Consider the following 24,976-nt stretch of genomic DNA (forward strand, 5'->3'; position numbering starts at 1 on the left):
TACCAGGACGACTGGTACGGCGGGCCGCCTTGTCGGTGGGGCCCGTTAGTCTTTGAACGTGGCGAGATCAGTGCGCAGTCCCCTGAGTTTCCGCCCCCAATCGGGGTCCATTCCCGACTCTCCGGGGGTCTACCGGTTCAGGGACGCGCATGGCCGGGTGATCTACGTTGGCAAGGCCAAGAGCCTGCGGCAGCGGCTCAACTCCTACTTCGCCGACTTCTCCGCCCTGCATCCGCGCACGCAGACCATGCTCACCACCGCCGCCGACGTCGACTGGACGGTGGTCGGCACCGAGGTCGAGGCGCTGCAGCTCGAATACTCCTGGATCAAGGAGTTCGACCCCCGCTTCAACGTCAAATACCGCGACGACAAGTCCTACCCCTACCTCGCCGTCACCATGGGCGAGGACTTCCCGCGCGTGCAGGTGATGCGGGGCGCCAAGCGCAAGGGCACCCGCTACTTCGGCCCCTACTCCCACGCCTGGGCCATCCGCGAGACCGTCGATCTGCTGCTGCGCGTCTTTCCCGTACGCACGTGCAGTGCGGGAGTGTTCAAGCGCGCCGGGCAGATCGGCCGGCCGTGCCTGCTGGGCTACATCGACAAATGCTCGGCGCCGTGCGTGGGCCGGGTCACCCCGGACGAGCACCTGGCCCTGGCCGAAGACTTCTGCGACTTCATGGCGGGCAACACCGGCCGCTTCATCAAGCGGCTGGAGCGCGACATGCGCGAGGCCGCCGCGGCGCAGGAATACGAGCGGGCCGCCAGGCTCCGCGACGACATCCAGGCCCTGCAGCGCGCGCTCGAGAAGCAGGCCGTCGTCCTCGGCGAGGGCACCGACGCCGACGTGATCGCGCTGGCCGAGGACCCGCTCGAAGCCGCCGTCCAGGTCTTCTACGTGCGCGGCGGCCGCATCCGCGGTCAGCGCGGCTGGGTGGTCGACAAGGTCGAGGAGAGCTCGCCGGGTGAGCTGGTGGAGCAGTTCCTGCTGCAGATGTACGGCGAGGCGGGTGCCGAGTCGATGCCCCGCGAGGTCCTCGTGCCCGTGCTGCCGCCCGACAACGAGGCGATCACCGAGCTGCTGTCGGAGCAGCGCCGCGCCCGGGTCGAGGTCCGGGTGCCGCAACGCGGCGACAAGAAGTCGCTGATGGAGACCGTCGAGCGCAACGCCAAGGAGTCGCTCGCCCAGCACAAGATCCGCCGGGCCGGCGACCTGACCACCCGCAGCAAGGCGCTGCAGGAGATCGCCGACGCGCTCGACCTCGACCAGGTGCCGCTGCGTGTCGAGTGCTACGACGTCTCCCACCTGCAGGGCGAGAACGTCGTGGCGTCGATGGTGGTGTTCGAGGACGGCCTGGCCCGCAAGAGCGAATACCGCCGCTTCGCCGTCAAGACCAAGGAAGGCGACATCGCCTCCATCTACGAGGTCATCCAGCGGCGGTTCCGGCGCTACCTGGAGGAGCGCTCGAACACCGGGGAACTGGCGGCCGACGACGACGCCGACGGACCCAACGGGCCGATCGATCCGGAGACCGGAAAGCCGCGCAAGTTCGCCTACCCGCCCAACCTGGTCGTGGTCGACGGCGCGGGTCCCCAGGCGGCCGCCGCCCAGCGGGCGCTCGACGAGCTCGGCATCGATGACGTCGCCGTGTGCGGCCTGGCCAAGCGGCTCGAAGAGGTGTGGCTGCCCGGCGACGACCAGCCGGTGATCATGCCGCGCTCCAGTGAGGGACTCTACCTGCTGCAACGCGTGCGGGACGAGGCACATAGGTTCGCCATCACCTACCATCGTGCTAAGAGGTCCAAGACCGTGAAGGAGAGCGCGCTCGACACCGTGCCCGGCCTCGGACCGGCGCGTCGGCAGGCGCTGCTCAAACACTTCGGCTCCGTGAAGAAGCTGCGCGAGGCCACCGCCGCCGAAATGTGCGAGGTCCCCGGCATCGGCCCGGCCATCGCCGAGGTGATCGCGTCGACGCTGAAGGGGGAGGGACAGTGAGCCCGCCGAACGGAGTGAGGCAATGAACACCGAGCCGGCGTTCGTCATCGTCACCGGCATGTCAGGCGCGGGTCGCAGCACCGCGGCCAAGGCGTTGGAAGACCTGGGCTGGTTCGTCATCGACAACCTGCCGCCAGGACTGCTGTTCGCCATGGCGGAGGAGGCGGGCAAGGTCAAGCTGGCCGCCGACAAGGTGGCCGCCGTCGTCGACGTGCGCAGCCTGGCCTTCACCAGCGATCTCAACGCCGCCATCGAAGAGCTCGAGGGCCGCGGCGTGCGGGTGCGCGTGGTCTTCCTGGAGGCCAGCGACGAAGGGCTGGTGCGCAGGTTCGAGAACGTACGCAGGCCTCACCCGCTCCAGGGCGAGGGCCGGCTCGTCGACGGCATCGCCCGCGAACGCGGCATCCTGCGCGAGGTGCGCGCCAACGCCGACCTGGTGATCGACACCTCCTCGCTCAACGTGCACGAGCTACGCAACAAGATCGTCAACTTCTTCGGCGGCGAGGACCGGCCGGGGCTGCGGCTCAACGTGGTCTCGTTCGGCTTCAAGTACGGCCTGCCGGTCGACGCCGACCTCGTGGTCGACTGCCGCTTCCTGCCCAACCCGCACTGGGTGCCGGATCTGCGGCCGATGAGCGGGCTCGACGCCCCGGTGCGCGACTACGTGCTCGGCCAGCCGGGCGCCAAGGAGTTCCTCGACGCGTACGAGGAGGTTCTGCAGGTGATCGCCGCCGGTTACGCGCGCGAGGGCAAGAGCTACGCCACGCTGGCGGTGGGCTGTACGGGTGGCAAGCACCGCAGCGTGGCGATGGCCGAGCAGGTCGCCGGCCGGCTGCGTGACCGCGGCATGGAAGTCCAGGTCAGCCACCGGGATGTGGGGCGGGAGTGACCGATGAAGGCCAAGACCAGGGCGAGGCGGCCGTAGCCGAAGCGACGCCGGGTGAGGCGATTGTGGCTGGCGCGGCGCTGGGTGACACCGTCGTGGCCGGGGCGCCGCCGGATGATCGGCCGCGGGTGGTGGCGCTGGGTGGGGGGCATGGGCTCTATGCCTCGCTGTCGGCGCTGCGCGGCGTGGTGGGCGACCTGACCGCGGTGGTGACGGTCGCCGACGACGGTGGCTCCAGCGGGCGGCTCAGGCGTGAGCTGGGCGTGCTTCCTCCCGGCGACCTGCGGATGGCGCTGGCCGCGCTCTGCGGCGACGACGAGTGGGGGAGCACCTGGAGCGAGGTCGTCCAGCACCGCTTCCGCAGCGAGGGTGACCTGCACGGCCACGCCGTCGGCAATCTGCTCATCGTGGCGCTGTGGGAGCTGCTCGGCGACCCCGTGGCGGGCCTCGACTGGGTGGGCCGGCTGCTCGGCGCCCATGGCAGGGTGCTGCCGATGGCGTCGGTGCCGCTCGACATCGTGGCCGAGGTGGAGCTCGACGGCGTCACCTCGACCGTACGCGGGCAGGTGGCCTGCGCGCTGACCCCGGGCCGGGTGCAGGCGATCTCGCTGGTGCCGGAGGATCCGCCGGCGCGGCCCGAGGCCGTACGCGCGGTGCTGGAGGCCGACTGGCTGGTGTTCGGGCCGGGGTCGTGGTTCACCAGCGTGTTACCGCATCTCAAGGTGCCCGAGCTGGCTCGGGCGCTGCATGAGTCGAAGGCTCAGCGGCTGGTGACGCTCAACCTGGCGCCGCAGCCCGGCGAGACCGACGACTTCTCACCCCAGCAGCACCTGGAGGTGCTCCGGCAGCACGCGCCCGGCCTGCGCGTCGACGTCGTGCTCGCCGACACCGGCGTGGTCGATGACCGCGACGCAGTGGAGAAGGCCGCCACCGCGCTCGGCGGGCGGCTCGTCATGGCCGACGTCGCGGCCGCCGACGGCTCCCCCCGGCATGACTCACGACGTCTTGCCTCCGTCCTGGACGAGATTTTCCTCCAGAAGCGTTGATCCTGGTCGGCGCGGCGCAAAGGTGCGAGACACTGCTGAGAGCCGGTCTGAATGGGGGAGGACTAACGCTTATGGCGATGACGGGTGTGGTGAAGGACGAGCTGAGCCGCCTGCCGGTGCTGAAGCCTTGCTGCCGGAAGGCGGAGGTGTCGACGCTGTTGCGGTTCGCCAGCGGGCTGCACCTGGTGGGCGGGCGCATCGTGATCGAGGCGGAGCTCGACACCAACGCCACCGCGCGGCGGCTGATCAAGGACATCGGGGAGGTGTTCGGTCACAAGGCCGAAGTGCTCGTGCTGGCACCCGCCGGGCTGCGCAAGGGCTCACGCTATGTCGTGCGCGTCTACCGCGACGGTGAGGCGCTGGCCCGGCAGACGGGTCTCATCGACAACCACGGGCGCCCGGTCCGCGGCCTGCCTCGTCAGGTGGTGGCGGGGGCCGCCTGCGACGCCGAGGCCGCGTGGCGCGGGGCGTTCCTGGCGCACGGCTCGCTGACCGAGCCGGGGCGCTCCATGTCGCTGGAGGTCACCTGCCCGGGGCCCGAGGCGGCGCTGGCGCTGGTGGGCTCGGCGCGGCGGCTCAAGATCCACGCCAAGGCGCGGGAGGTGCGGGGCGTCGACCGGGTCGTGGTACGCGACGGCGACGCCATCAGCGCGCTGCTGACGCGGCTCGGCGCGCACGACAGCGTGCTGGCCTGGGAAGAGCGCCGGATGCGCCGCGAGGTGCGGGCCACGGCCAACCGGCTCGCCAACTTCGACGACGCCAACCTGCGCCGCTCGGCGCGGGCCGCGGTGGCGGCGGGGGCGCGGGTGCAGCGGGCGCTGGAGATCCTGGGCGAGGAGGCGCCCGACCACCTGGTGATCGCGGGGCGGCTGCGGGTGGAGCACAAGCAGGCGTCTCTGGAGGAGCTGGGGCAGATCGCGGATCCGCCGCTGACCAAGGACGCGATCGCCGGACGCATCCGGCGGCTGCTGGCGATGGCCGACAAACGTGCCACCGACCTGGGCATCCCCAACACCGAGGCGAACCTCACCGTGGACATGCTCGCCCAGTGAGCGTTCTCTGAGCGGCCTTTGCCTTTGCCTCTGCCTCCGTGCGGTCTCTGTCCGGCGCGGTCTCTGTGCGGTGCGGCGGGCAAGGTGAAGGGTTCTGTTCGGTGCGGCGGCCAGTGAGGAGGGCGTTCTCTGTGCGGTGCGGTGACTCAGTGCAGGCGTTATGTGTGCGGCGCGGCGGTCCGGTGACTGCGGGCATGTGACTGGGGCCCGGTGACTGCAGGCATATGTCTGCTGGCGCGGGACTGCGTGCGTGCCGGGGAGGGGTCTCCGGGAGCGTGGCAGGGCGGTTCTGAGGGTTCTGGGCGGGTTTGCGCGTGCGGGGGGCGCTGGGTTCTGGGCGGGTTTGCGCGTGCGGAGGTCGCTGGGTTCTGGGCGGGCTTCTCTGCGCGGGGATCGCTTTCGGGTTCTCCCCGTGGTGCTCTGCCTTGTGTGTCTTTCCGTCAAGGCGGTTCATGCATTACGGCAGGCACGGTGGGCGCCGATCGCCGTCGTGGGCTGGGCCCCGTCCAGGGGAACGCTCCTCCGTTGGCGGGACTTCCCGCCGTGACGTGCGCATGCTTGGCCGTCTCCGTGGATCGGGCCGGTGAGCCGGTTCAGGACCGGCCCGAGTCCCTCGGGGTGAAGAGGTCGCCTGTGGGGCGTGAGGGGTTGGTGGGGCTTTGGAGAGGCTCGAAGGGGGCCCGGTATTCCGGTTCGGCCGGGGTCGGGTCCTCCGGTGGGGTGAGGGAGGCTCGGCGGGCTCGGACGCGGCGTACTCGTATGCGTACGAGGAAATAGGCCGTCAAGGCCGCCACCACCAGCGGGAGCCAGGGCTCCCACGAGTCCTTCAGCGAGGGCCAGAGACCTGCCAGCTCGGCCGGGAAGTTGGTGATGAGGCGGTCGAGGCTCAGGTCGGGCCGGCCGCCGGTGGTCATCGCGCGGGCGGTGGTCCATCCCAGGGCCACCGCCGCCGCCGAGCAGAGGCCCGACCACCACGGCAGGAGCCGGCTGCCCGGCCTGAACAGGCATACCAGGAGAGACAGGAGCAGGGCCGAGGCGAAGGCGATCGTGGTCATCGCCCAGAGGCCGTCGCCGGCGGTCAGGAAGGCAGCCGGGATGAAGCGGTCTCCGTACAGGAGTACCGCCGCTTGCGCGATGGCGCAGACGAGCGTGGCAACGAAACCCACGATCAGGCCAGACAGCAGGCCGGACCTAGGTTGTGACATCTCAGCCCCCAGAGAATGCCGGAACTTACTCCGATGAGTCGGGCACTTTACTCGAAGCTCACAAATTACGCCGCCTGATCGCGGATTCACGGTAGGGGGAGTCGAGTGGTCTAAACCAATTTGGTTCCGATAGGGTTTGGCATTGAGGTTTTTAGCTCGCCATCACGTACGAGGAGATCGGTTCCCGTGAGCATCCGCGTAGGCGTCAACGGCTTCGGCCGCATCGGTCGCAACTTCTGGCGTGCGGTGGCCGCCAGTGGCAAGGACATCGAGATCGTTGCGGTCAACGACCTGACCGACAACGCGACGCTCGCCCATCTGCTGAAGTACGACAGCATCCTCGGCCGCCTGCCGTACGAGGTGAAGGTCTCCGGCGACGAGATCACCGTCGACGGCAAGACGATCAAGGTCTTCGAGGAGCGCGACCCGGCCAAGCTGCCCTGGGGCGACCTCGGCGTCGACGTGGTGCTGGAGTCGACCGGCCTGTTCACCGACGCGGCCAAGGCCAAGGTGCACGCCGACAACGGCGCCAAGAAGGTCATCATCTCCGCCCCGGCGAAGAACGAAGACGTCACGATCGTGATGGGTGTCAACGACAACACCTATGACGCCGCCAAGCACACGATCATCTCCAACGCCTCCTGCACCACCAACTGCCTGGCTCCGCTGGCGAAGGTCCTGAACGACGCCTTCACCATCGAGAAGGGCCTGATGACCACCATCCACGCCTACACACAGGACCAGAACCTGCAGGACGGCCCGCACAAGGACCTGCGCCGCGCCCGCGCCGCCGCCGTCAACGTGGTGCCCACCTCGACCGGCGCCGCCAAGGCCATCGGCCTGGTGCTGCCCGAGCTCAAGGGCAAGCTCGACGGGTTCGCGATGCGCGTGCCGATCCCCACGGGCTCGGCCACCGACCTGACCGTCGAGGTCTCCCGTGACGTGACCGTCGAAGAGGTCAACGCCGCGTACAAGGCCGCCGCCGAGGGGGCGCTCAAGGGCGTGCTCAGCTACACCGAGGACGAGATCGTCTCCAGCGACATCGTCACCGACCCCGCCTCCTGCATCTTCGACGCCGGCCTGACCAAGGTCATCGGCAACCAGGTCAAGGTCGTCGGCTGGTACGACAATGAGTGGGGCTTCTCCAACCGCCTCGTCGACCTCATCCAGTTGGTGGGCGCGGACCTCTGATGCGTACGCTCGACGATCTCGATGTGAAGGGTCGGCGCGTGCTCGTGCGCGCCGACCTCAACGTCCCACTCGACGGTGAGACGATCACCGACGACGGCCGCATCCGCGCGTCGGTGCCGACGATCAAGGCGCTGACCGGCGCGGGCGCGAAGGTCGTCGTCTGCGCTCACCTGGGCCGCCCCAAGGGGCGGCCCAACCCCGGCCTCTCGCTGAAGCCGGTCGCCGAGCGCCTCGCCGAGCTGCTCGGTGAGGACGTGGCCTTCGCCACCGACGTGGTCGGTGACAGCGCCCAGGGCGTCGCCGACGCGCTGGAGGAGGGCCAGGTCGCCCTGCTGGAGAACCTCCGGTTCGAGGCGGGCGAGGAGTCCAAGGACGAGGCGGAGCGCGGGGCGTTCGCCGAGAAGCTGGCGGGGCTCGCCGAGCTCTACGTCGGCGACGGCTTCGGCGCGGTCCACCGCAAGCACGCCAGCGTCTACGACGTGCCCCGGCTGCTGCCGCACGCGGCGGGCAAGCTCATCGTGGCCGAGCTGGAGGTGCTCAGGAGGCTCACCGAGGACACCGAGCGCCCCTACGTGGTGGTGCTGGGCGGCGCCAAGGTCTCCGACAAGCTCGGCGTCATCGCCAACCTGCTGGCCAAGGTCGACCGGCTGCTGATCGGCGGCGGCATGGCCTACACCTTCCTCAAGGCCCAGGGCTATGAGGTCGGCAAGTCGCTGCTCCAGGAGGACCAGCTCGACCAGGTGCGCGGCTTCCTCAACGAGGCCGCCGAGCGCGGTGTCGATCTCGTGCTGCCCGTCGATGTGCTGGCCGCGACCGGCTTCGCCGAGGACGCGCCGCACGACGTGGTCGAGGCCACGGCGATCCCGGCCGACCGTGAGGGGCTCGACATCGGTCCCAGGACCCGTGAGCTGTTCGCGGCCAAGCTGGCCGACGCCAAGACCATCTTCTGGAACGGCCCCATGGGCGTCTTCGAGTTCGACGCGTTCTCCGGCGGCACCCGGGCCGTGGCCGAGGCGCTGATCGGGGCCGACGCCCTGACGGTGGTCGGCGGCGGCGACTCGGCGGCTGCCGTACGCAAGTTCGACCTGCCCGAAGACGGCTTCTCGCACATTTCCACCGGTGGTGGCGCGAGCCTGGAATATCTCGAGGGCAAGACCCTGCCCGGACTCGCCGCCCTGGAGGACTGACCGTGAGAAAGCCGCTTTTCGCCGGCAACTGGAAGATGAACCTCAACCACCTTGAGGCCATCTCGCTGGTCCAGAAGCTCGCCTTCGCGTTCACCGACAAGGACTTCGACAAGGCGGAGATAGCCGTCCTGCCGCCGTTCACCGACCTGCGCAGCGTCCAGACGCTCGTCGACGGCGACAAGCTGCGCATCGTCTACGGCGCCCAGGACCTGTCCCAGCACGAGGCGGGCGCCTACACCGGCGAGATCTCGGGCGCGATGCTGGCCAAGCTGAACTGCACGTTCGTCCTGGCCGGCCACTCGGAGCGGCGGCAGTATCACAGCGAGGACGACGACCTGGTCAACGCCAAGGTGCACGCCGCGTTCCGCCACTCGCTCACGCCGATCCTGTGCGTCGGCGAGGGCCTGCCCGTGCGCCAGGCGGGCGAGCAGGTTTCACATTGCCTGGCTCAGCTTGACGGCGGACTGCGCAAAGTCTCCGCTGAGCAGGCACAATCGATGGTAGTGGCCTACGAGCCGGTGTGGGCGATCGGCACCGGCGAGGTGGCCACTCCCGAGGACGCCCAGGAGGTCTGCGCGGCGCTGCGAGGAAGACTCGCTGAGCTGTACGACCCCGAAGTGGCCTCCGCAGTACGTATCCTTTACGGAGGGTCGGTCAAGTCAGGCAACATCGCTGGGATCATGGCTCAACCCGATATCGACGGCGCGCTCGTGGGCGGTGCCAGCATCGATGCCGGGGAGTTCGTTAAGATCTGCCGTTTCTCCGATATGTCTGGCTAACTGAGTCGTTCCGGGGGTGCGACTTGACAACAAGCCGTACCCTCTAGAAGCAAGTTTGAATCGTCACGCGTGACAGAGCATTGAAGGACTAGGCATACCGTGGAAATCGGAATCTCCATCGCCCTCATCCTGGCGAGCTGTCTCATGATCCTGCTCGTCCTGCTCCACAAGGGCAAGGGTGGTGGCCTGTCTGACATGTTCGGCGGCGGTTTCTCGTCGAACTTCGGTGGTTCCTCGGTGGTGGAGCGTAACCTCGACCGGTTGACCGTGATCACGGGCACCGTCTGGTTCGTCTGCATCATCGCTCTGGGTCTGCTTCTGCGGCCCTGAGTCAGATTGACGCGTGACAGTGATTCTCCCCCCGTGTGTCACGGGGCGATCGAGCGAGGAGTTCATCCGTGGGTAGTGGCAACGCGATCCGTGGCAGCCGTGTCGGCGCCGGCCCGATGGGGGAGGCCGAGCGCGGCGAGGCAGCTCCGAGAGTGCGGGTCTCGTTCTGGTGCGCCAACATGCATGAGACGCGGCCCAGCTTCGCCAGCGATGCGGCGGTGCCCGAAATGTGGGACTGCCCGCGCTGCGGCCTCCCGGCCGGCCAGGACGAGCAGGCCCCGCCTGCCCCGCCCCGGAACGAGCCGTACAAGACGCACCTGGCTTATGTGAAGGAGCGCAGGAGCGACAAGGACGGCAAGGCGATCCTCGAGGAAGCGCTGGAGCGTCTGCGCAACAACAAGTCCCCCTGGTAGGACCTTGTTAGCTCAGAGTTATCTCCGAAGGACCCCGGCACACTGCGCCGGGGTCCTTCGCTGTTCGTGGCGTGGGCCGTCACGGGCGACCCCCGGGTTTCACCGGATGGGGTTCGGCGGTGCCATGGGCGGCCACCTGCGTCGTGGGTTGGGCGGGGTGCCGGATCCGTGGGGTGCGCGGGATGCTGGGGGGGTTTGGCGGGTTCGGGGTGCCGGGCTCTGTGGAGTGGTCAGGGATCTGGCTGGTGCCGTAGGGCTGAGACGCGGTCGCGGACCTGGGACAGGCGGCGTTCGATCTCCGGGAGGAAACGCGGGTCGAGCGAGTCCCGGTCCGCGCTCAGGCGGTGGGCGGCCTCGTCCGTGACCTGTTCCACCAGCCGCAGCACGTCGGCCCGGCCGCTGAGGTAGCCCTCGCGCACCGCCGCCGCGTGTTCGGCGGCCAGTTCGTGGTCCACCCCGCTGGTGTCCAGGTCCAGCAGGTCGCGCACCGCCGAGGCGCCGATCGTGAACGCCAGCGGCCATACCAGTCCCGCCAGGTCGGCCCAGTGCAGCGGTACGGGCAGCAGCCACACGCAGCCGCACAGGATCGACGCCACCGACGCCACGGCCGCGATCCGGCGTCCCAGCCCCAGGTCGCGCCAGTACATGACCGTCAGCGGGACGGCGAAGAGCATCGCGTGCAGGAACGGCATCCGGGTGAGCCCGCCGGCGGCCATCGTCCGCATGAGGGACGTCGAGACCAGCGCGTCCACGGCGCCGAAGCAGAGTCCCGCGGCCAGCACCCGCGCGTGTGCCGCCGTGCCACGGGCGAGTACGTGCCGGTGCGCCCATAAGGCGACCAGCAGTCCGGTCACCGTGAGGGCCGCGCAGGCCGGGAGCGGCACGCCGTCCATGTCGCGCCACGAGTGGCTGAGCGAGCCGACGGCGCCGAGGGCGATGGCGATCGGTCCCGCGTCGAACGGCGGAGTGTTCGGGCGGGCGTCCTCCGGCAGGACCACTTTCCTGGAGCCGATCCGCAGTTCCTGCCGTCGCCCGAGCGGCCGTGGCTCGTCCGCGGTGACGGTGAGCGAGCCCGTGGGTGCCAGGCGTACCAGGGCGTCGTGCAGGGCGGCCGTCTGGGCGGGGGAGAGCAGCAGCGAGCCGCTCTCGTCCGTGGGACGGAACTCCACGTCGCGGGAGAGGTCCGGGCTGGCCAGGTTGTGGCGCTGCTCCCAGCGCAGCAACGCGACCGCCAGGTACTCGGCATGATCGGCCGTCTCCTCCGCCAGCCGCTGCCGCCAGGCCGACAGAGGCGACGCCACTGGGCGGCCCGGTCCCGCCAGCAGTGGCCAGGTACGGGTCAGCAGGTCCACCACGGTGTCGGCGCCCATGGCCACGCTGTGCCGACCGGCCAGCTCGGCGCGGCTCCTGGCCGCCTGACGTTCCGCCGCGGCCACGCGCAGCCGTTGCCGCAGCCGCCCGCGCAGGTACCGGCCGATGAACACACCGCCCGCCACGCCGCCGGCGGGCCAGAGAAGGGGCGCGGGACTGTACGACCAGCCCGCCACGGCCAGTGCCACGTTGGCCACCGCGCCCGACGTGAGCGGTACGGCCAGCGCCGTCCAGCCGTGCGCCAAGGCCAGCTCGTAGGCCAGGGGTGCGGCCAGCAGGGCGGGGGCGTCGATCGGGTCGCCGGCCAGCGCGGACCAGACGGCCACGTCGGCGACGTCGAGCGCCAGCCGTACCGGGACGGGGATGCCGTGGCGTCTGAGGGCGCGGAAGACCAGCACGTCGTACAGGCACGAGGCGAGCAGGGTGAGCAGCGCCACGGGTGGCGTGAGGGTCTCCCAGAGGGTCACGCAGATCGTCACCCGCGAGGCCAGCCGCAGGTTGAGGAAGAGACGGACGGCGGTGAACGAGGTGGACCGCGTGGCGCCCCTGAGCGATTCATTCATCCGGTGGCGGTGGCGGTGTTTTCACTCTTGTCGCCCAGGTCAGGAAGCGGGCGATCTGTGGCAGCGACGGCAATGACTGGGTGCGGTCCGGAGCCCGGCCGTCGGAGGTCGTCGGCGCGAGCCGGGCCTGCCGGTTGAACCGCTCCCGTAACCGGATCCAGGCCCGCGACCGGGGACTGACCCGCTCGCCCAGCCGTTCCGGCAGGTGCTCCGCCAGCGCGTGCGCCACGGCCGCGTTGACCCGGCTGACGGGGGAGACGCCGAGCCTGATCTCCTCTTCGGGATCGGCGGGGCCGGGCACGCCCCCAGACGGTTGGAGTACGGCGGCGCGCAGGCGGGCCGCGTCCCCGAGCTGGCTGCGGTGGTAGAAGTAGTCGGCCCTGGCCTCCCGCATGCGCCGCCGGACCGCGCCGTCGAGGAAGTGGCCGGTGAGCACGATGACCGTGGTCTGCTGACGGCTCCGGACGCGGCGGACGGCCTCCACGACCGCCACACCGGGGAAGTGGTCGTCGGGGCTGCGCTCGTCGGCGGCGTCCACCAGCACGACGTCGACGCCCTCGTACGACCAGCCGGCCGCCGCCCGATGATCGAGTCCCGCGATCACCTCCACACCCGGCGTCGCGGACAGGATGGCGACGATGCCGGTGCGGCTGATGTCGTCGTCGTCCACGACGACCACGCGCTTGCCGTGTGTCCCCGTCACACGGTCATTACACTCCCGACCTGATGGCTAGTGCCAGATCCTGATGATCAGCGCGCCCGCGTTGTCACCGAGGCAGCGGTTCTGATCGTTGATCCTCATGAACAGCCGGCCACCGGAACCGGCCTGCCAGCTCCGGTGCGCGCCCAGGGCACGCGAGCCGCCGTTGATCCGGGACAGGAGCCTGCCGTAGGGGGAGCTGTCGTGGATCTTGCAGCCCTGGTAGATGTGCGAGTCGGTGTCCCAGTCGTAGCCGTCGGCGCCCACCCACGGGAAGGAGTTGTTGTCGACCGTCCAGCTGCCGCCCACCTGCGCGACCCGGACGCGGTCGCCCGCGTACACGTAGATCCCGGTGTCCTGCCAGCCGCGCCTGGACGTGATCACCACGTCCCTGCCGCTCTGGGTCGTCGCCTGTGCGACGCCGGGAATGGTCACCGTCATCGCGCAGGCGAGCGCCGCGACGGCCCACGTTCGCCGCATCACCATGTCAGCCTCCACTTGTGTCGGAGGCGACCGTACGCGGGAAGGGTGCGCGTTCCGTAGCGCCGGATCGCGCACCCACCCTGGCCTACCTTTCGTGTACGGCGACGCCGTCCACGAACGTCATGCGTACCCCGGTGGTCCAGATGTCGCGCTCCGGCAGCGTGAACGGGTCGCGGTTCAGGACGACGAGGTCCGCCGGGCGGCCCGGTGCGATCACCCCGGCGGGGGAACGGTTGATCCAGGCCGAACCGGCCGTGTACGCGGTCAGCGCGGTCGCCAGGTCGAGGCGCTGGCCGGGCAGGAACGGCGTCTGTGCCGTGGGGTAGCCGGCGTGCACCGAGCTGCCGGGCTCCGTACGGTTGACGGCCACGTGCATGCCCTGCAGCGGGTCGGCGCTCGACACCGGCCAGTCGCTGCCCGCGCAGAACCGCGTCCCGTGGGAGAGCAGGTCGGCGAAGGGGTACTGCCACGAGGAGCGGGGCTCGCCCAGGAACGGCAGCGTCAGCTCGTCCATCTGCGCGTGGTGGGTCGCCCAGAGCGGCTGCAGGTTGGCCGTCACGCCGAGCGCGGCGAAGCGGGGCACGTCCGACGGCTCGATGATCTGCAGGTGCGCGATGTGGTGCCGGTTGGCGGGCGAGGTGCCCTCGAAACTGTCCAGCGCCTCGCGTACGGCCCGTTCGCCGATCGCGTGGACGTGCGCCTGGAAGCCGAGGCGGTCCAGCTCGGCCACGTACGTCCTGAGCTTGTCCGGGTCGACGTAGGACAGGCCCGTGCCGCCGCAGAGGCAGTAGGGCTCCAGCGTCGCGGCGGTGAAGTTCTCGGTGATGCCGTCCTGCATGATCTTCACCGAGGTCGCGCGGAACCGGTCCAGCCCCTCCGCCGAGGCGCGGCGCGCGGTCAGGTCGTCGATCTGGTCGAGGCCACGGGTACGGTCCCACCACAGCGCGCCCACCACGCGGGCCCGTAGCCTGCCGGAGCCGGCCGCCGACAGGTAGGTGGGAAGCTGGTCCACCGAGCCCGCGTAGGAGCCCACGATGGCGTCCTGCCAGCCGGTGATGCCGAGCGAGAACAGGTAGCGCTCGGCATCCGCCAGCGCCCGGTCCAGGTCGCGAGGGGAGGGGCGCGGGGTGAGGAGGCCGACGAGGTCCATCGCGCCCTCGTGCAGGACGCCGCTGGGCGTGCCGTCGGCGTCGCGTTCGATGCGGCCGTCGGCGGGGTCGGGGGTGTCTGCGGTGACGCCGGCCAGCTCCAGGGCACGGGCGTTGACCCAGGCGGCATGATGGTCGCGCTGGATGAGGTAGATGGGCCGGTCGGCGAAGGCGAGCTGGTCGCGGTGCGGCAGCCCACCCGGGAAGGCCGACATGTCCCACCCGCCGCCATCAATCCACTCTTTTTCAGGATTTTTCGCCGCATAGTCAGCGATCTTCGCCAAATAGGCATCGAGTCCGTAAATTTCGGATAGATCGCACTTGGCGCGCTCCAGGCCCGCCTGTACCGGATGCACATGCGCATCGGTGAACCCGGGCACCAGCAGACCCCCGTCCAGGTCCACGGTCTCGTGCCCCGGCGCCAGCCGTACCAGGTCCCGCTCGTCGCCAACGGCGGCGATCACGCCGTCGCGGACCAGCACGGCCTCGGCGAAGCCGGTCTTCGCGGTGAAGACCCGTCCCCCTCGAAAGAGCGTGTTCATAGTGCTCCCCAATCTCAACGTGATTCAGTGGCCGGTGATCAGATCGGCCATGCGGGCCAGTACGGACGTGCCCGGCATCGACCGCTCCCGGTGGTCCGCCACCCGGTACAACCGGTACATCGCGTGCACCCCCAGCCAGCGCAGCGGCTCCGGCTCCCAGGCCCGCACCCGGCGGCCCACCCACGGCAGCTCCGTCAGCGCGGTCCGCTCGCCCAGGACGAGGTCCCGCATCGTCCGGCCGGCCAGGTTGGCCGTCGTCACCCCGTGCCCGGTGTAGCCGCCCGCCCAGCCCAGGCCGGTGGCCGGGTCCACGTGCACGGTCGAGCACCAGTCGCGCGGCACCCCCAGGACTCCCGACCACGCGTGCGCCACCGAGGAGGACGCCGCGGCGGGGAAGAAGTCGATCAGCAGCCGCCAGAGCGCCTCGACCGTCTGCTCGTGCGTGTGCCCCCTGGCGTCGACCCGCGAGCCGTACAGGTACGGCCGGCCGCGCCCTCCGAAGGCGATGCGGTCGTCGGCGGTCCGCTGCGCGTACATGTAGTAATGGGCCATGTCCCCGAGCAGCTCGGACCCCGCCCAGCCGACCGTCTCCCAGAACGAGGCGGGCAGCGGCTCGGTGACGATCAGCGAGCTGTTCATCGGCAGCCACTGCCGCCGCAGGCCCTTCAGCCGCGAGGTGAACCCCTCGGTCGCGCGGAGCACGTGGCGCGCCCGGACCGTCCCGAACGGCGTCACGGCCAGCCCCGGGGCGATCTCCGTGACGGGCGTCCGCTCGTAGACGGTCACCCCGAGCTCCCGTACGGCGCGTGCCAGCCCTCGTACCAGCTTGGCGGGCTGCACCCGCGCGCAGTGCGGACTCCAGGAGGCGGCCACGGCCCCCGCCACCCGCAGCCGTTCGGCGGGATCGACCAGCCGCAGGTCCGCCTCCTCGATGCCCCAGGCGCGGGCGGCCGACACCGAGGCCCGCAGGCGGGCCGCCTGAGAGGGAGTGCGGGCCACGTTGACCACGCCGCCCTTGACGACGTCGGCGTCGATGCCCTCCTTCTCGCAGACCTGGATCACCTCGTCGATCGAGGCGTACATCTCGCGCTGCAGCCGCCGCGCCCCCTCCACCCCGTGCGTCCTGGCGTAGCGCTGATGCGAGCCGGCCAGGTCGCCGGTCAGCCAGCCGCCGTTGCGCCCCGAGGCACCGAACCCGGCGAAGTCCTTCTCCAGCACCACGACGTTCAGCGACGGCTGGGCCTGCTTGAGGTAGTACGCGGTCCACAGCCCCGTGTAGCCCGCGCCGACGATCGCCACGTCCGCCTGGAGGTCGCCGTCGAGTCGCGGACCAGGGGCAGGTACGCCGGAGGAGCGGTACCAGAAGGAGACGTCGCCGTTCACGAATCCGGACGACAGGGAGACATGCGCGTTCATGGCCGGTATCCTCCTATACGCCGCATCTAGCTACGAAACTCGCATTCGAAACACGGCGTTAGCGGCCAGGTAACACCTCCCCGGCATCCTCTTCCTATGGGATTCTTGCGCATTCGCACGACGGTGGACGAGCGTCCGGGACGACTGGCCTCCCTGGCCGCGGCCCTGGCGGACAGGGGCGGCAACATCCTCGGCCTGAGCGTCCAGTCGGACGCGGACGGCACCGTCGACGAGTTCGTCGCCGACATCCCCGCCGCGCCCGAGGCCGTGCGTGCGGCCCTGGAGGAGGCCGGTGGCCGCCGCGTCCAAGTGGTCCCGGCGACGGCGCACGAGCTGACCGACGAGCCCACCCGCGCGCTGCTGCTGGCCTCCCGGCTGCGGTCGATGCCGTGGCGGCTGCCGGAGTTCCTGGCCGAGTTGCTGCGCGCCGACGATGCCAGGTGGATCTATGGTGAAGCGGTGAGTGATCTTCCCGACCCGACCCTGCTCGTGGTGCCCGTCGCACCCAGGCGCGCCGTCCGGCTGCGCCGTGCCGAGCTGCCCTTCACCCTGACCGAGGCCGCTCGGGCCGCCTCCTTCGTCCGGCTCGCGCAACCGCCGGTCGAGCAGGACGCCGCCGACCCCACGGTCAAGCTGGCCGACGGCGAGGAGGTCACGGTCCGGCCGCTCACCTCGATCTACCGCGAGGCCGTCCGCGACCTGCACGACAGGTGCTCGCCCGAGGCGCGCCGGTTCCGCTACTTCACCTCGATGCCCGAGCTGCCGCCGCGGATGTTCGACCGGCTCTGCGACCGCAGCCGCGGTCGCTCGATCGTCGCCGGGCACGACGGCCAGGTGGTGGCCATGGCCTCCCTGATGTTCACCCCCGATCCGGGCATCGCCGAGATGGCCTTCCTGGTCGAGGACCGCTGGCAGGGGCGCGGTCTGGGCACGGAGCTGGCCAGGACACTGGTGCGCGAGGCGCGCGATCTCGGTTACGCCGAGGTCAGGGCCACGATGCTGTCCGACAACGTACGGATGCGGCGGCTGCTGCTGTCGCTGGGCGCCACGCTCGGCTACACCGAGGACCCGGGCGTGATCGAGGCCAGGCTGCCGGTCTGCGCGATGGCGTCAGCCTGAGGCGCTCTCGCCCCGCTCTTCGCCCCGCTCGTCCTCGTCCGGCCCGGAGTCCTGTTCTGCCGGTTCCGCGTCGGGCGTCGCCTGGTCCGGCTGCCGGATGCCCAGGTGGCGCTCGATGCGTTCGAGGCTCTCCTGGATCTGCGTGAGCCGCTCGCCCAGCGCCATGCCGCCGGCGAAGAACATCTCGGTCGGCCGGTCCTTCGTCCCCTGCCCGAGCCGGGTGAGCACGCGGTGCCGCAGCTCGCCCAGCTCCACGCCGGCGTCCACGATCGCCTGGGCGGCCAGCCCCTCGCCCTCTCTGATCACCCCGAGCAGGATGTGCTCGGTGCCGATGTAGTTGTGGCGCAACTGCAGCGCCTCGCGCAGCGAGAGCTCCAGGACCTTCTTGGCGCGCGGGGTGAACGGGATGTGCCCGCTCGGCGCCTCGTCGCCCTGGCCCACCTCGCGGGTGACGAAGGCGCGCACGCTCCCCAGCTCGATGCCGAAGCTGTCGAGTGTCAGGCCCGCCACGCCCTCGCCCTCGTGGATGAGGCCGAGCAGGATGTGCTCCGTGCCGATGTGGGCGTGGTTCAGCGTCCGCGCCTCCTCCTGGGCGAGGACGACGACCCGGCGGGCACGGTCAGTGAAGCGCTCGAACACCGAAGGCCTCCGTTCGGGTGGCGTGTCTCCACTATGCGCTACAAACCAGCGGATGTGGGGTAATTGACAGGTGTGGATCTTGACGAGGTGGCCGGTCGCCTGTACGGGCTCCCGCCGTCCGAGTTCACCGCCGCGCGCGAGGCCGAGGCTCGTGCCGCCAAGGACGCGGGCGACGTACGGCTGGCCCGCGACATCGCCGGACTGCGCAAACCCACGGTCTCCGCGTCGGCCGTGAACCGGCTGGCCCGCGAGCATCCGGACGACCTCGGCGAGTTGCTGGCGCTCGGGCAGGAGCTGCGCGAGGCGTGGGAGAGGCACGACGCCGAGGCGCTGGCGGAGCTGACCCGGCGGCGCAGCGAACTGGCGGGACGGCTGTCCCGGCTGGTCAGACGGGAGGCCGGGCTGTCGGCCGCCGCGGCGGCCGAGGCCGAGCAGACGCTCGACGCCGCCGTCGTGGACGCGGGCGCCGCCGAGGAGGTACGGCGCGGCCGCCTGGCCAAGCCGCTCAGCTACAGCGGCTTCGCCCCAGCCCCAGCCCCGGCGGCGCCGCGCGGCAAGCCCGCCAAGAAGCCGACGGACTCGACAGCATCGGCCGAATCGGCCTCGGAGGCGAAGGGCGCGGCGGCCAAGAGTGCGGAGGCGAAGCGCGCGGAGGCCGAGAAGCGAGAAGAGGCGGAGGCGAAGAGGCGGGCGGAGGCTGAAGCCAGGAAGGCCGCCGAACGACAGGAGGCGCTGGACGCCCACCGGGAGTGGGTCGCCGCCCTGGAACAGGCCGTACAGGAGCACGACGAGCGCGCCGAGCGGGTCGCGGGGCTGGAGCGGAAGCTGGCCAAGGCCCGCAAGCGGCTCGCCGAGAGTGCGCAGCGGCTGGAGGTCGCCAAACGGGAGGAGCGGCACGCTCGGCACCGCATAGGTTAAGGTGTACGAAACGGTCTCGTACACCTGGAGTGGCGATGAGAACCTGGACCCCCGCCGACATGCCCGCTCTGAGCGGCAAGACGGCCATCGTGACCGGCGCCAACAGCGGCATCGGCCTGCCGACCGCGCTCGAACTCGCCAGGCACGGCGCCCGCGTCGTCGTCGCCACCCGCTCGGCGGCTAAAGGCGGCGCGGCCGTCGAGGAGATCCGCCGGGCCGTCCCCGGCGCCCAGGTCGAGCACGGCACGCTGGACCTGGCCGATCTCGCCTCGGTCAGGAGCTTCGCGGCGGGCGTCGATCGGGTGGACCTGCTGGTCAACAACGCGGGCGTCGGCATGATCCCGCGCCAGCTGACCCGTGACGGCTTCGAGATGCAGTTCGGTACCAACCACCTGGGCCACTTCGCGCTCACCGGACTGCTGCTGCCCCTGCTGCTGGCCCGTCCCGGCGCGCGGGTGGTCAACGTCTCGAGCGACGCGCACAAGATGGGCAGGCTGGACCTCGACGACCTGGGCCTGGAGCACGGTTACAAGAAGATGAGCTCGTACGGCCGCTCCAAGCTGGCCAACCTGCTCTTCACCCTGGAACTCCAACGACGCGCTCAGCGGGCCCAGGTGGACCTCGTCAGCGTCGCCACCCATCCTGGTGCCACGGCCACCAATTTCTTCAGCGTGGGGCCGCTACAGCCCCTCGTGGGGCTGTTCCTGAAGAGCGCGGCGGCCGGTGCGGTGTCCTCCCTCTACGCGGCCACCTCGCCGGAGATCCACGGCGGGGAGTTCGTCGGTCCCAAGACCCAGCTGCTCACGCCGTCGGAGGCGGCCCGTTCCGAGCAGCTCGCCGCCGACCTGTGGGAGGTCTCCACGCGGCTGACCGGCGTACGATTCGAGGAGATCGCCTACAGCTGAGGACGTGCACGTGCCACCACTCGACCCCGAGCGGGAGCGGGCCATCCTCGACGCGACGCTGGAGTTGCTGTCCGAGATGGGCTACGACCGTATGTCGGTCGACCAGATCGCCAAGCGGGCCAAGGCCAGCAAGGCGACCATCTACCGCCGGTGGGCGGGCAAGCCGGAGCTGGTGGTCGACGTCATCTGCCGCCGGTTCGACATGGACACGCCGGCCGCCGAGGACACCGGCTCGCTGCGCGGCGACCTCGCCTCGGTGCTCGGCGGCCTGTGCGGCGCGGTCGAGCGCAAGCACGGGCTCATCATGGGGCTGTCCTCGACGCTGGTCTCGCACCAGGAGCTGGCCAGGACGCTGCGCGAGCACATGCCGGCCAAGGACCTCGGTGGGGTGGAGGCGTTGCTGGAGCGGGCCAGGAAGCGCGGCGACCTGCCGGGGCCCGTGGATCCCGGCCGTCTGTTCGGGGTGGCGGAGGCGCTGGTCTGGCACCGCATGATCTTCCTCGGGCCGCTGTTCGACGAGTCCTTCGTCGCGGAATCGGTGGACGAGGTCCTGCTGCCGCTGGTGCGCGCCTGGGCGCAGTAAACCTAACATTCTTGTGTGATATTTTGCCTCAAGCCATGGCTTGAGGCGAAAAGTCGGGCTTAGGGTCGTCGCCATGACGACCCCCATTGACGCCTTCATCGACGCGCTCCCCAAGGTGGAGCTGCATGTGCACCTGGTCGGCTCCGCCTCCGTACCCACCGTGCTGGAGCTGGCCCGCCGCCACCCCGGCGGCCCGGTTCCCACCACGGAGGAGGAGCTGCGGGCGTTCTACGCCTTCCGCGACTTCCCCCACTTCGCGCAGGTGTACCAGGCCGTCAACGCGCTGGTCCGGGAGCCGGAGGACATCGCCGCCCTCGTGCTCGGCCTGGCCCGCGATCTGGCGTCCCAGGGGGCCCGCTACGCCGAGCTGCAGGTCACCCCGTACGCCCACAGCATCGTCGGGATGCCCATGCGCGAGGTCACCGAGGCGCTCGACCTGGCCGCCCGCCAGGCAGAGGCCGAGCACGGGGTGGAGATGGCCTACATCTTCGACATCCCCGGCCAGTTCGGCGAGGAGGCGGCCAGGATCACGCTCGCACACGCCTTGGAAGAACCTCCCGCCGCATTGGTAGGTTTCGGCTTGGGCGGGATCGAACAGAGCCGGGCACCTTACCGCGACGCCTACCGCGACGCGTTCGCGGCGGCGCGGGCGGCGGGGCTGCACAGCGTGCCGCACGGCGGCGAGATGACCGGTCCCGAGACCATGTGGGAGGTCATCGAGGGGCTGGGCGCCGAGCGCATCGGGCACGGCATCTCCTGCCTGGAGGACCCGCGCCTGGTGGCTCACCTGCGCGAGACGCAGCTGCCGCTGGACGTCTGCCCGACCTCCAACCTCCGTACGGGACAGGTGGCCCGCATCGAGGAGCACCCGCTGCCCAGGCTGCTGGAGGAGGGGCTGTTCGTCACGCTGAACAGCGACGACCCGCCCATGTTCGGCACCACCCTGGCCGGTGAGTATCGCGTCGCCGCGCACGTCTTCGGCCTCGGCGAGCCGGAGCTGGCCCAGCTCGCCCGCAACGGCGTGAACGCGTCCTTCCTGCCGCCGGCGCGCAAGCAGGCCCTGCTGGCCGAGATCGACGCGCTCACCAACTGAGGACGCTACGAAAACTCAGGGAGAGGCGATGCGGCCCAACCCTGGCGGGAGCTTGGCGGCGGCGGTCCGGTCGAGCAGGAACAGCGTCCGCACCCGCCCCCTGGCCCCGGCCGCGGGCACCTGCACGGGCCCGGAGTCGGACAGCGCCAGGCGTACGGCACCCGACTTCTCCTCGCCCGCCGCCACCACCCACACCTCGCGCGAGGCCTGGATGGTCGGCAGCGTCAGGGAGATGCGCGTGGGCGGCGGCTTGGGCGCGCCGTGCACGGCCACGACCGGCCGCGTGTCGTACAGGGCGGGCATCCCGGGGAACAGCGACGCCACGTGCGCGTCGGGCCCGATGCCGAGCAGCATCACGTCGAAGCCGGGCACCGGGCCGTGGTCCTCGGGCCGGGCCGCCTTGCGCAGCTCGGCCGCGTAGGCCTCGGCCGACTCCTCCGCCGACATCCCCGAGTCGGGCCCGGCCATGACGTGCACCCGGTCGGGATCGAGGTCGACGTGGTCGAGCAGGGCCTTGCGGGCGCCCGTCTCGTTGCGCTCGGGGTCGCCGGTCGGCAGGAAGCGCTCGTCGCCCCACCAGATGTCGAGGTGGTGCCAGTCGACCGCGTCGCGCGCCGGCGTGGCGGCGATCGCGGCCAGCGTCGCGTGGCCGACCGTGCCGCCGGTCAGGACCAGCGACGCCGACCCCTTGGCCGACTGCACGTCGACCAGCCGGGTGATGATCCGCGCCGCCACGGCCTTGGCCAGGACGTCGCCGTCACGATGGACGACCACATTGGGAACGCTCACGTACTCACTCTTTCACGATCGGTGCCCACCGGCCGGGACGCGCCCCCTCGCAAAGACAGGGCCCGCCACGACCGGTGGGAGGAGGCGTCAGGACTTGTACGAGCGGGCCAGCCGCTTGACCGCCGCCTGGTAGATCTCGTCGGAGTCGAGCCGCCGCAGCTCCTCGGCCAGCAGCTCGGCGGTCTGCCGACGGGTCAGGGCCACGTTCCGGTCCGGCTGGCCGGGCCGCGACAGCGTCGCCAGCCGGGCGTCGCTCCTGCACACCGCCAGCACGCCGTCGGCCGTCGTGAGCCGGACGGCGGTCAGGCCGGGCCCGTTGGAGTCGGCCACCTTGACCGGCGCGCCGAGACGTTCGGACAGCCACGCGGCCAGCAGCGGCGCGCTGGGGTTGCCCGGGGACGCCTCCACGGTGCCCTTGCGCACCTTGCCCGTGGGCTGGTCGAAGGCCGCCGCCAGCAGGCTGCGCCACGGCGTCAGCCGGGCCCAGGACAGGTCCGTGTCACCGGGCGCGTAGCCCTTGGCCCTGGTCACCAGCGACTCGACCCCGCCGTCGCGCGAGCCCCTGGCGTCGGAGATGCGGCGCTGGGCGAGCATCCCGACCGGATCCTTGGACATCACCTCGGGCGCCAGTCCCGGCCACCAGGCCACGACCGGCGTGTCGGGCAGCAGCAGCGGGCTGACCACCGAGTCGGCGTGCTCGGTCAGCTCGCCGTAGAGCCGCAGCACGACCACCTCGCCCGGCGTGGACTCGCCGATGCGCAGCTCCGCGTCGAGCCGGTTGGTCTCGTCGGGCTCGCGGTTGATCACCACGATGATGCGCGAGGGGTGCTCGCGCGCCGCCTCGCTGGCAGCGCGGAGCGAGTCGTACTGGTCGCGCTCCTCGCAGACCACGATCAGCGTCAGCACCATCCCGACCGCGGGCGCGCCCATCTGGTGGCGCAGCTGCGTCAGCTGCGAGGAGATCTTCCCCGCTGTCGTGTCGGTGAGCATGAAGGTGGTCATCAGAGTCTCCTCCATACGCGGCCGTCGCCCATCATCGCGTCGGCCGACGGCGGCCCCCACGAACCGGACGGGTAGCCCTCGGGCTGGCCCTGGGTGGCCCAGAACTCCTCGATCGGGTCGAGGATCTTCCACGACAGCTCGACCTCCCGCTGGTGCGGGAAGAGCGGCGGGTCGCCGATCATCACGTCGAGCAACAGCCGCTCGTACGCCTCGGGGGACGACTCCAGGAACGACTCCCCATAGGCGAAGTCCATCGAGACGTCACGTACCTCCATGGCCGTGCCCGGCACCTTGGAGCCGAACCGCACGGTGATGCCCTCGTCCGGCTGGACCCTGATGACCAGCGCGTTCTGGCCGAGGATCTCGGTGTCGTCCTTGCTGAAGGGCAGGTGCGGCGCCCGCTGGAACACCACGGCCACCTCGGTGACCCGGCGGCCGAGGCGCTTGCCGGTGCGCAGGTAGAACGGCACGCCCGCCCAGCGCCGGTTGGCGATCTCCAGCTTGATGGCCGCGTAGGTCTCGGTCGTGGAGTCGGCGGAGATGCCGTCCTCCTGCAGGTAGCCGACGACCTTCTCGCCGCCCTGCCAGCCCGCGTCGTACTGCCCGCGCGCGGTGTTGAGCGCCAGGTCCGACGGCAGCTGTACGGCCTTGAGCACCTTCTCCTTCTCCCGCCGCAGCGCGGAGGCGGTGAAGGACGTCGGGTCCTCCATCGCCACCAGGGCGAGCAGCTGGAGCAGGTGGTTCTGGATCACGTCGCGGGCCGCGCCGATGCCATCGTAGTAGCCGGCCCGGCCGCCGATGCCGATGTCCTCGGCCATGGTGATCTGCACGTGGTCGACGAAGCTACGGTTCCAGATGGGCTCGTAGAGGTTGTTGGCGAACCTCAGGGCCAGGATGTTCTGGACGGTCTCCTTGCCCAGGTAGTGGTCGATCCTGAAGATCGAGCTCTCCGGGAAGGCCGAGGTGGTGATCTCGTTCAGCTCGTGCGCCGACTTCAGGTCGTGCCCGAACGGCTTCTCGATCACCACGCGCCGCCACGACCCGGGAGGCGCCTGGGACACGCCGGTCCGCTTGAGCTGCTCCACCACGACGGGGAAGAACTTCGGCGGCACGGAGAGATAGAACGCATAGTTGCCGCCGGTGCCCCGGGTCTCGTCGATCTCCTTCAAGGCCATCGCCAGCGCGTCGAACGCGCCGTCGTCGGAGAACTCGCCCGGCACGAAGTGGATGCCCTCGCGCAGCTGCTTCCAGACCTCCTCACGGAAGGGCGTCCTGGCGTGCGCCTTGACGGCGTCATGCGTCACCTGGGCGAAGTCCTGGTCCTTCCAGTCACGCCTGGCGAACCCGACCAGCGAGAAACCGGGCGGCAGCAGCCCTCGGTTGCCCAGGTCGTAGATCGCCGGCAGCAACTTGCGCTTGGCCAGGTCACCCGTCACGCCGAACAACACCAGCACACACGGTCCGGCCACCCGGGGCAGCCGCTTGTCGCGCGGATCGCGCAGCGGGTTGGCGGCCGCCACTTCCAAGGTGGTGGAGGTGGCCGCGGCCGAGGTGGCTACCGTGGCCGCGATCGTCTCCTCAAAGTCGAGCGCCTCCTCCGAGGGTGTTTCCGGGTCTTTCATC

Annotated in this window: 23 protein-coding genes and 1 pseudogene; 14 read left to right on the forward strand and 10 right to left on the reverse strand. The window is 70.6% G+C overall.

Features of this window, described 5'->3' with window-relative positions:
• The first annotated feature begins 58 nt into the window (after positions 1 to 58).
• The 4 genes from uvrC to whiA all read left to right on the forward strand — a co-directional run bounded on the left by uvrC (position 59) and on the right by whiA (position 4,977).
• Complete coding sequence (gene uvrC, locus AB0B64_RS49375) at positions 59 to 1,993, forward strand: excinuclease ABC subunit UvrC (RefSeq protein ID WP_358195173.1); 1,935 nt, start codon at positions 59 to 61, stop codon at positions 1,991 to 1,993.
• A 22-nt stretch (positions 1,994 to 2,015) separates the two neighbouring features.
• Positions 2,016 to 2,882, forward strand: a complete 867-nt coding sequence (gene rapZ / locus AB0B64_RS49380; RefSeq protein WP_357958376.1) for an RNase adapter RapZ — start codon at positions 2,016 to 2,018, stop codon at positions 2,880 to 2,882.
• Positions 2,883 to 3,007: 125 nt separating this feature from the next.
• On the forward strand, positions 3,008 to 3,925 hold the full coding sequence (gene yvcK / locus AB0B64_RS49385) for a uridine diphosphate-N-acetylglucosamine-binding protein YvcK (RefSeq protein ID WP_358195660.1): 918 nt from the start codon (positions 3,008 to 3,010) through the stop codon (positions 3,923 to 3,925).
• A 71-nt stretch (positions 3,926 to 3,996) separates the two neighbouring features.
• Positions 3,997 to 4,977, forward strand: coding sequence for a DNA-binding protein WhiA (gene whiA / locus AB0B64_RS49390; RefSeq protein WP_357656688.1), 981 nt, complete (start codon positions 3,997 to 3,999; stop codon positions 4,975 to 4,977).
• Between the two features lie 593 nt (positions 4,978 to 5,570).
• Here whiA and AB0B64_RS49395 read toward each other — a convergent pair.
• A complete protein-coding gene (locus tag AB0B64_RS49395; protein WP_357958378.1) occupies positions 5,571 to 6,182 on the reverse strand; it encodes a hypothetical protein in 612 nt (203 codons plus the stop codon).
• Positions 6,183 to 6,368: 186 nt separating this feature from the next.
• Here AB0B64_RS49395 and gap point away from each other — a divergent pair, with 186 nt between their 5' ends.
• From gap to AB0B64_RS49420, 5 genes are all read left to right on the forward strand, one after another.
• Positions 6,369 to 7,373 (forward strand): type I glyceraldehyde-3-phosphate dehydrogenase, encoded by a 1,005-nt coding sequence (gap, locus tag AB0B64_RS49400; RefSeq protein WP_225291408.1) that lies wholly within the window; start codon positions 6,369 to 6,371, stop codon positions 7,371 to 7,373.
• A complete protein-coding gene (locus tag AB0B64_RS49405; RefSeq protein ID WP_358195207.1) occupies positions 7,373 to 8,560 on the forward strand; it encodes a phosphoglycerate kinase in 1,188 nt (395 codons plus the stop codon). The genes gap and AB0B64_RS49405 overlap by 1 nt, the downstream gene beginning before the upstream one ends.
• Positions 8,557 to 9,339 (forward strand): triose-phosphate isomerase, encoded by a 783-nt coding sequence (tpiA, locus tag AB0B64_RS49410; RefSeq protein WP_357958579.1) that lies wholly within the window; start codon positions 8,557 to 8,559, stop codon positions 9,337 to 9,339. Before AB0B64_RS49405 ends, tpiA begins: the two co-directional genes overlap by 4 nt.
• 99 nt (positions 9,340 to 9,438) lie before the next feature.
• Positions 9,439 to 9,669 carry a preprotein translocase subunit SecG gene (gene secG / locus AB0B64_RS49415; protein WP_214636246.1) on the forward strand — a complete coding sequence of 77 codons (231 nt, stop codon included), beginning with the start codon at positions 9,439 to 9,441 and terminating at the stop codon, positions 9,667 to 9,669.
• A gap of 68 nt (positions 9,670 to 9,737) precedes the next feature.
• On the forward strand, positions 9,738 to 10,082 hold the full coding sequence (locus tag AB0B64_RS49420; RefSeq protein ID WP_214636247.1) for an RNA polymerase-binding protein RbpA: 345 nt from the start codon (positions 9,738 to 9,740) through the stop codon (positions 10,080 to 10,082).
• A 230-nt stretch (positions 10,083 to 10,312) separates the two neighbouring features.
• Here AB0B64_RS49420 and AB0B64_RS49425 read toward each other — a convergent pair whose 3' ends face one another.
• The 5 genes from AB0B64_RS49425 to AB0B64_RS49445 all read right to left on the reverse strand — a co-directional run bounded on the left by AB0B64_RS49425 (position 10,313) and on the right by AB0B64_RS49445 (position 16,305).
• Positions 10,313 to 12,016, reverse strand: a complete 1,704-nt coding sequence (locus AB0B64_RS49425; RefSeq protein WP_358195223.1) for a hypothetical protein — start codon at positions 12,014 to 12,016, stop codon at positions 10,313 to 10,315.
• The gene (locus AB0B64_RS49430; RefSeq protein WP_358195227.1) at positions 12,009 to 12,719 is read right to left on the reverse strand and encodes a hypothetical protein; all 711 of its coding nucleotides are present in this window, start codon (positions 12,717 to 12,719) and stop codon (positions 12,009 to 12,011) included. The genes AB0B64_RS49425 and AB0B64_RS49430 overlap by 8 nt, the downstream gene beginning before the upstream one ends.
• 27 nt (positions 12,720 to 12,746) lie before the next feature.
• Entirely contained in the window at positions 12,747 to 13,202 is a 456-nt protein-coding gene (locus AB0B64_RS49435) for a hypothetical protein (RefSeq protein ID WP_358195231.1), read from the reverse strand.
• An 82-nt stretch (positions 13,203 to 13,284) separates the two neighbouring features.
• Complete coding sequence (locus AB0B64_RS49440; RefSeq protein ID WP_358195238.1) at positions 13,285 to 14,889, reverse strand: amidohydrolase; 1,605 nt, start codon at positions 14,887 to 14,889, stop codon at positions 13,285 to 13,287.
• A gap of 24 nt (positions 14,890 to 14,913) precedes the next feature.
• A complete protein-coding gene (locus tag AB0B64_RS49445; protein WP_357958390.1) occupies positions 14,914 to 16,305 on the reverse strand; it encodes an FAD-dependent oxidoreductase in 1,392 nt (463 codons plus the stop codon).
• Positions 16,306 to 16,401: 96 nt separating this feature from the next.
• Here AB0B64_RS49445 and AB0B64_RS49450 point away from each other — a divergent pair, with 96 nt between their 5' ends.
• Positions 16,402 to 17,424, forward strand: coding sequence for a GNAT family N-acetyltransferase (locus AB0B64_RS49450; protein WP_357958392.1), 1,023 nt, complete (start codon positions 16,402 to 16,404; stop codon positions 17,422 to 17,424).
• A gap of 222 nt (positions 17,425 to 17,646) precedes the next feature.
• Here the strand turns inward: AB0B64_RS49450 and AB0B64_RS49455 are convergent.
• Positions 17,647 to 18,063, reverse strand: a pseudogene (locus tag AB0B64_RS49455) (Clp protease N-terminal domain-containing protein); the annotation flags it as partial.
• Positions 18,064 to 18,135: 72 nt separating this feature from the next.
• Between AB0B64_RS49455 and AB0B64_RS49460 the strand changes: the two are divergent.
• From AB0B64_RS49460 to add, 4 genes are all read left to right on the forward strand, one after another.
• Entirely contained in the window at positions 18,136 to 18,981 is an 846-nt protein-coding gene (locus tag AB0B64_RS49460; RefSeq protein WP_358195253.1) for a hypothetical protein, read from the forward strand.
• 35 nt (positions 18,982 to 19,016) lie between these two features.
• Positions 19,017 to 19,886: an oxidoreductase gene (locus AB0B64_RS49465; protein ID WP_358195259.1), complete on the forward strand. Its 870-nt coding sequence runs from the start codon at positions 19,017 to 19,019 to the stop codon at positions 19,884 to 19,886.
• 4 nt (positions 19,887 to 19,890) lie between these two features.
• A complete protein-coding gene (locus tag AB0B64_RS49470; RefSeq protein WP_358195265.1) occupies positions 19,891 to 20,469 on the forward strand; it encodes a TetR/AcrR family transcriptional regulator in 579 nt (192 codons plus the stop codon).
• Positions 20,470 to 20,542: 73 nt separating this feature from the next.
• The gene (gene add / locus AB0B64_RS49475) at positions 20,543 to 21,562 is read left to right on the forward strand and encodes an adenosine deaminase (protein ID WP_358195274.1); all 1,020 of its coding nucleotides are present in this window, start codon (positions 20,543 to 20,545) and stop codon (positions 21,560 to 21,562) included.
• 15 nt (positions 21,563 to 21,577) lie between these two features.
• Here add and pgl read toward each other — a convergent pair whose 3' ends face one another.
• The 3 genes from pgl to zwf form a co-directional block, all read right to left on the reverse strand.
• Entirely contained in the window at positions 21,578 to 22,351 is a 774-nt protein-coding gene (gene pgl, locus AB0B64_RS49480) for a 6-phosphogluconolactonase (RefSeq protein ID WP_357656666.1), read from the reverse strand.
• Between the two features lie 87 nt (positions 22,352 to 22,438).
• Positions 22,439 to 23,353 (reverse strand): glucose-6-phosphate dehydrogenase assembly protein OpcA, encoded by a 915-nt coding sequence (opcA, locus tag AB0B64_RS49485; RefSeq protein WP_357958402.1) that lies wholly within the window; start codon positions 23,351 to 23,353, stop codon positions 22,439 to 22,441.
• A complete protein-coding gene (zwf, locus tag AB0B64_RS49490; RefSeq protein WP_357958404.1) occupies positions 23,353 to 24,975 on the reverse strand; it encodes a glucose-6-phosphate dehydrogenase in 1,623 nt (540 codons plus the stop codon). Before zwf ends, opcA begins: the two co-directional genes overlap by 1 nt.
• Position 24,976 lies beyond the last annotated feature (1 nt).

The organism is Nonomuraea sp. NPDC049129, assembly GCF_040648495.1.
GTDB lineage: Bacteria > Actinomycetota > Actinomycetes > Streptosporangiales > Streptosporangiaceae > Nonomuraea.

What these genes read in the sequence shown, in the direction of transcription:
- whiA (WP_357656688.1), top strand. Translation starts at nt 3,997, where the DNA reads ATGGCGATGACGGGTGTGGTGAAGGACGAGCTGAGCCGCCTGCCGGTG.
- opcA (WP_357958402.1), bottom strand. Translation starts at nt 23,353, where the DNA reads ATGACCACCTTCATGCTCACCGACACGACAGCGGGGAAGATCTCCTCG.
- rapZ (WP_357958376.1), top strand. Translation starts at nt 2,016, where the DNA reads ATGAACACCGAGCCGGCGTTCGTCATCGTCACCGGCATGTCAGGCGCG.
- zwf (WP_357958404.1), bottom strand. Translation starts at nt 24,975, where the DNA reads ATGAAAGACCCGGAAACACCCTCGGAGGAGGCGCTCGACTTTGAGGAG.
- AB0B64_RS49440 (WP_358195238.1), bottom strand. Translation starts at nt 14,889, where the DNA reads ATGAACACGCTCTTTCGAGGGGGACGGGTCTTCACCGCGAAGACCGGC.
- add (WP_358195274.1), top strand. Translation starts at nt 20,543, where the DNA reads ATGACGACCCCCATTGACGCCTTCATCGACGCGCTCCCCAAGGTGGAG.
- AB0B64_RS49450 (WP_357958392.1), top strand. Translation starts at nt 16,402, where the DNA reads ATGGGATTCTTGCGCATTCGCACGACGGTGGACGAGCGTCCGGGACGA.
- AB0B64_RS49425 (WP_358195223.1), bottom strand. Translation starts at nt 12,016, where the DNA reads ATGAATGAATCGCTCAGGGGCGCCACGCGGTCCACCTCGTTCACCGCC.
- AB0B64_RS49405 (WP_358195207.1), top strand. Translation starts at nt 7,373, where the DNA reads ATGCGTACGCTCGACGATCTCGATGTGAAGGGTCGGCGCGTGCTCGTG.
- AB0B64_RS49395 (WP_357958378.1), bottom strand. Translation starts at nt 6,182, where the DNA reads ATGTCACAACCTAGGTCCGGCCTGCTGTCTGGCCTGATCGTGGGTTTC.
- AB0B64_RS49435 (WP_358195231.1), bottom strand. Translation starts at nt 13,202, where the DNA reads ATGGTGATGCGGCGAACGTGGGCCGTCGCGGCGCTCGCCTGCGCGATG.
- AB0B64_RS49445 (WP_357958390.1), bottom strand. Translation starts at nt 16,305, where the DNA reads ATGAACGCGCATGTCTCCCTGTCGTCCGGATTCGTGAACGGCGACGTC.
- AB0B64_RS49465 (WP_358195259.1), top strand. Translation starts at nt 19,017, where the DNA reads ATGAGAACCTGGACCCCCGCCGACATGCCCGCTCTGAGCGGCAAGACG.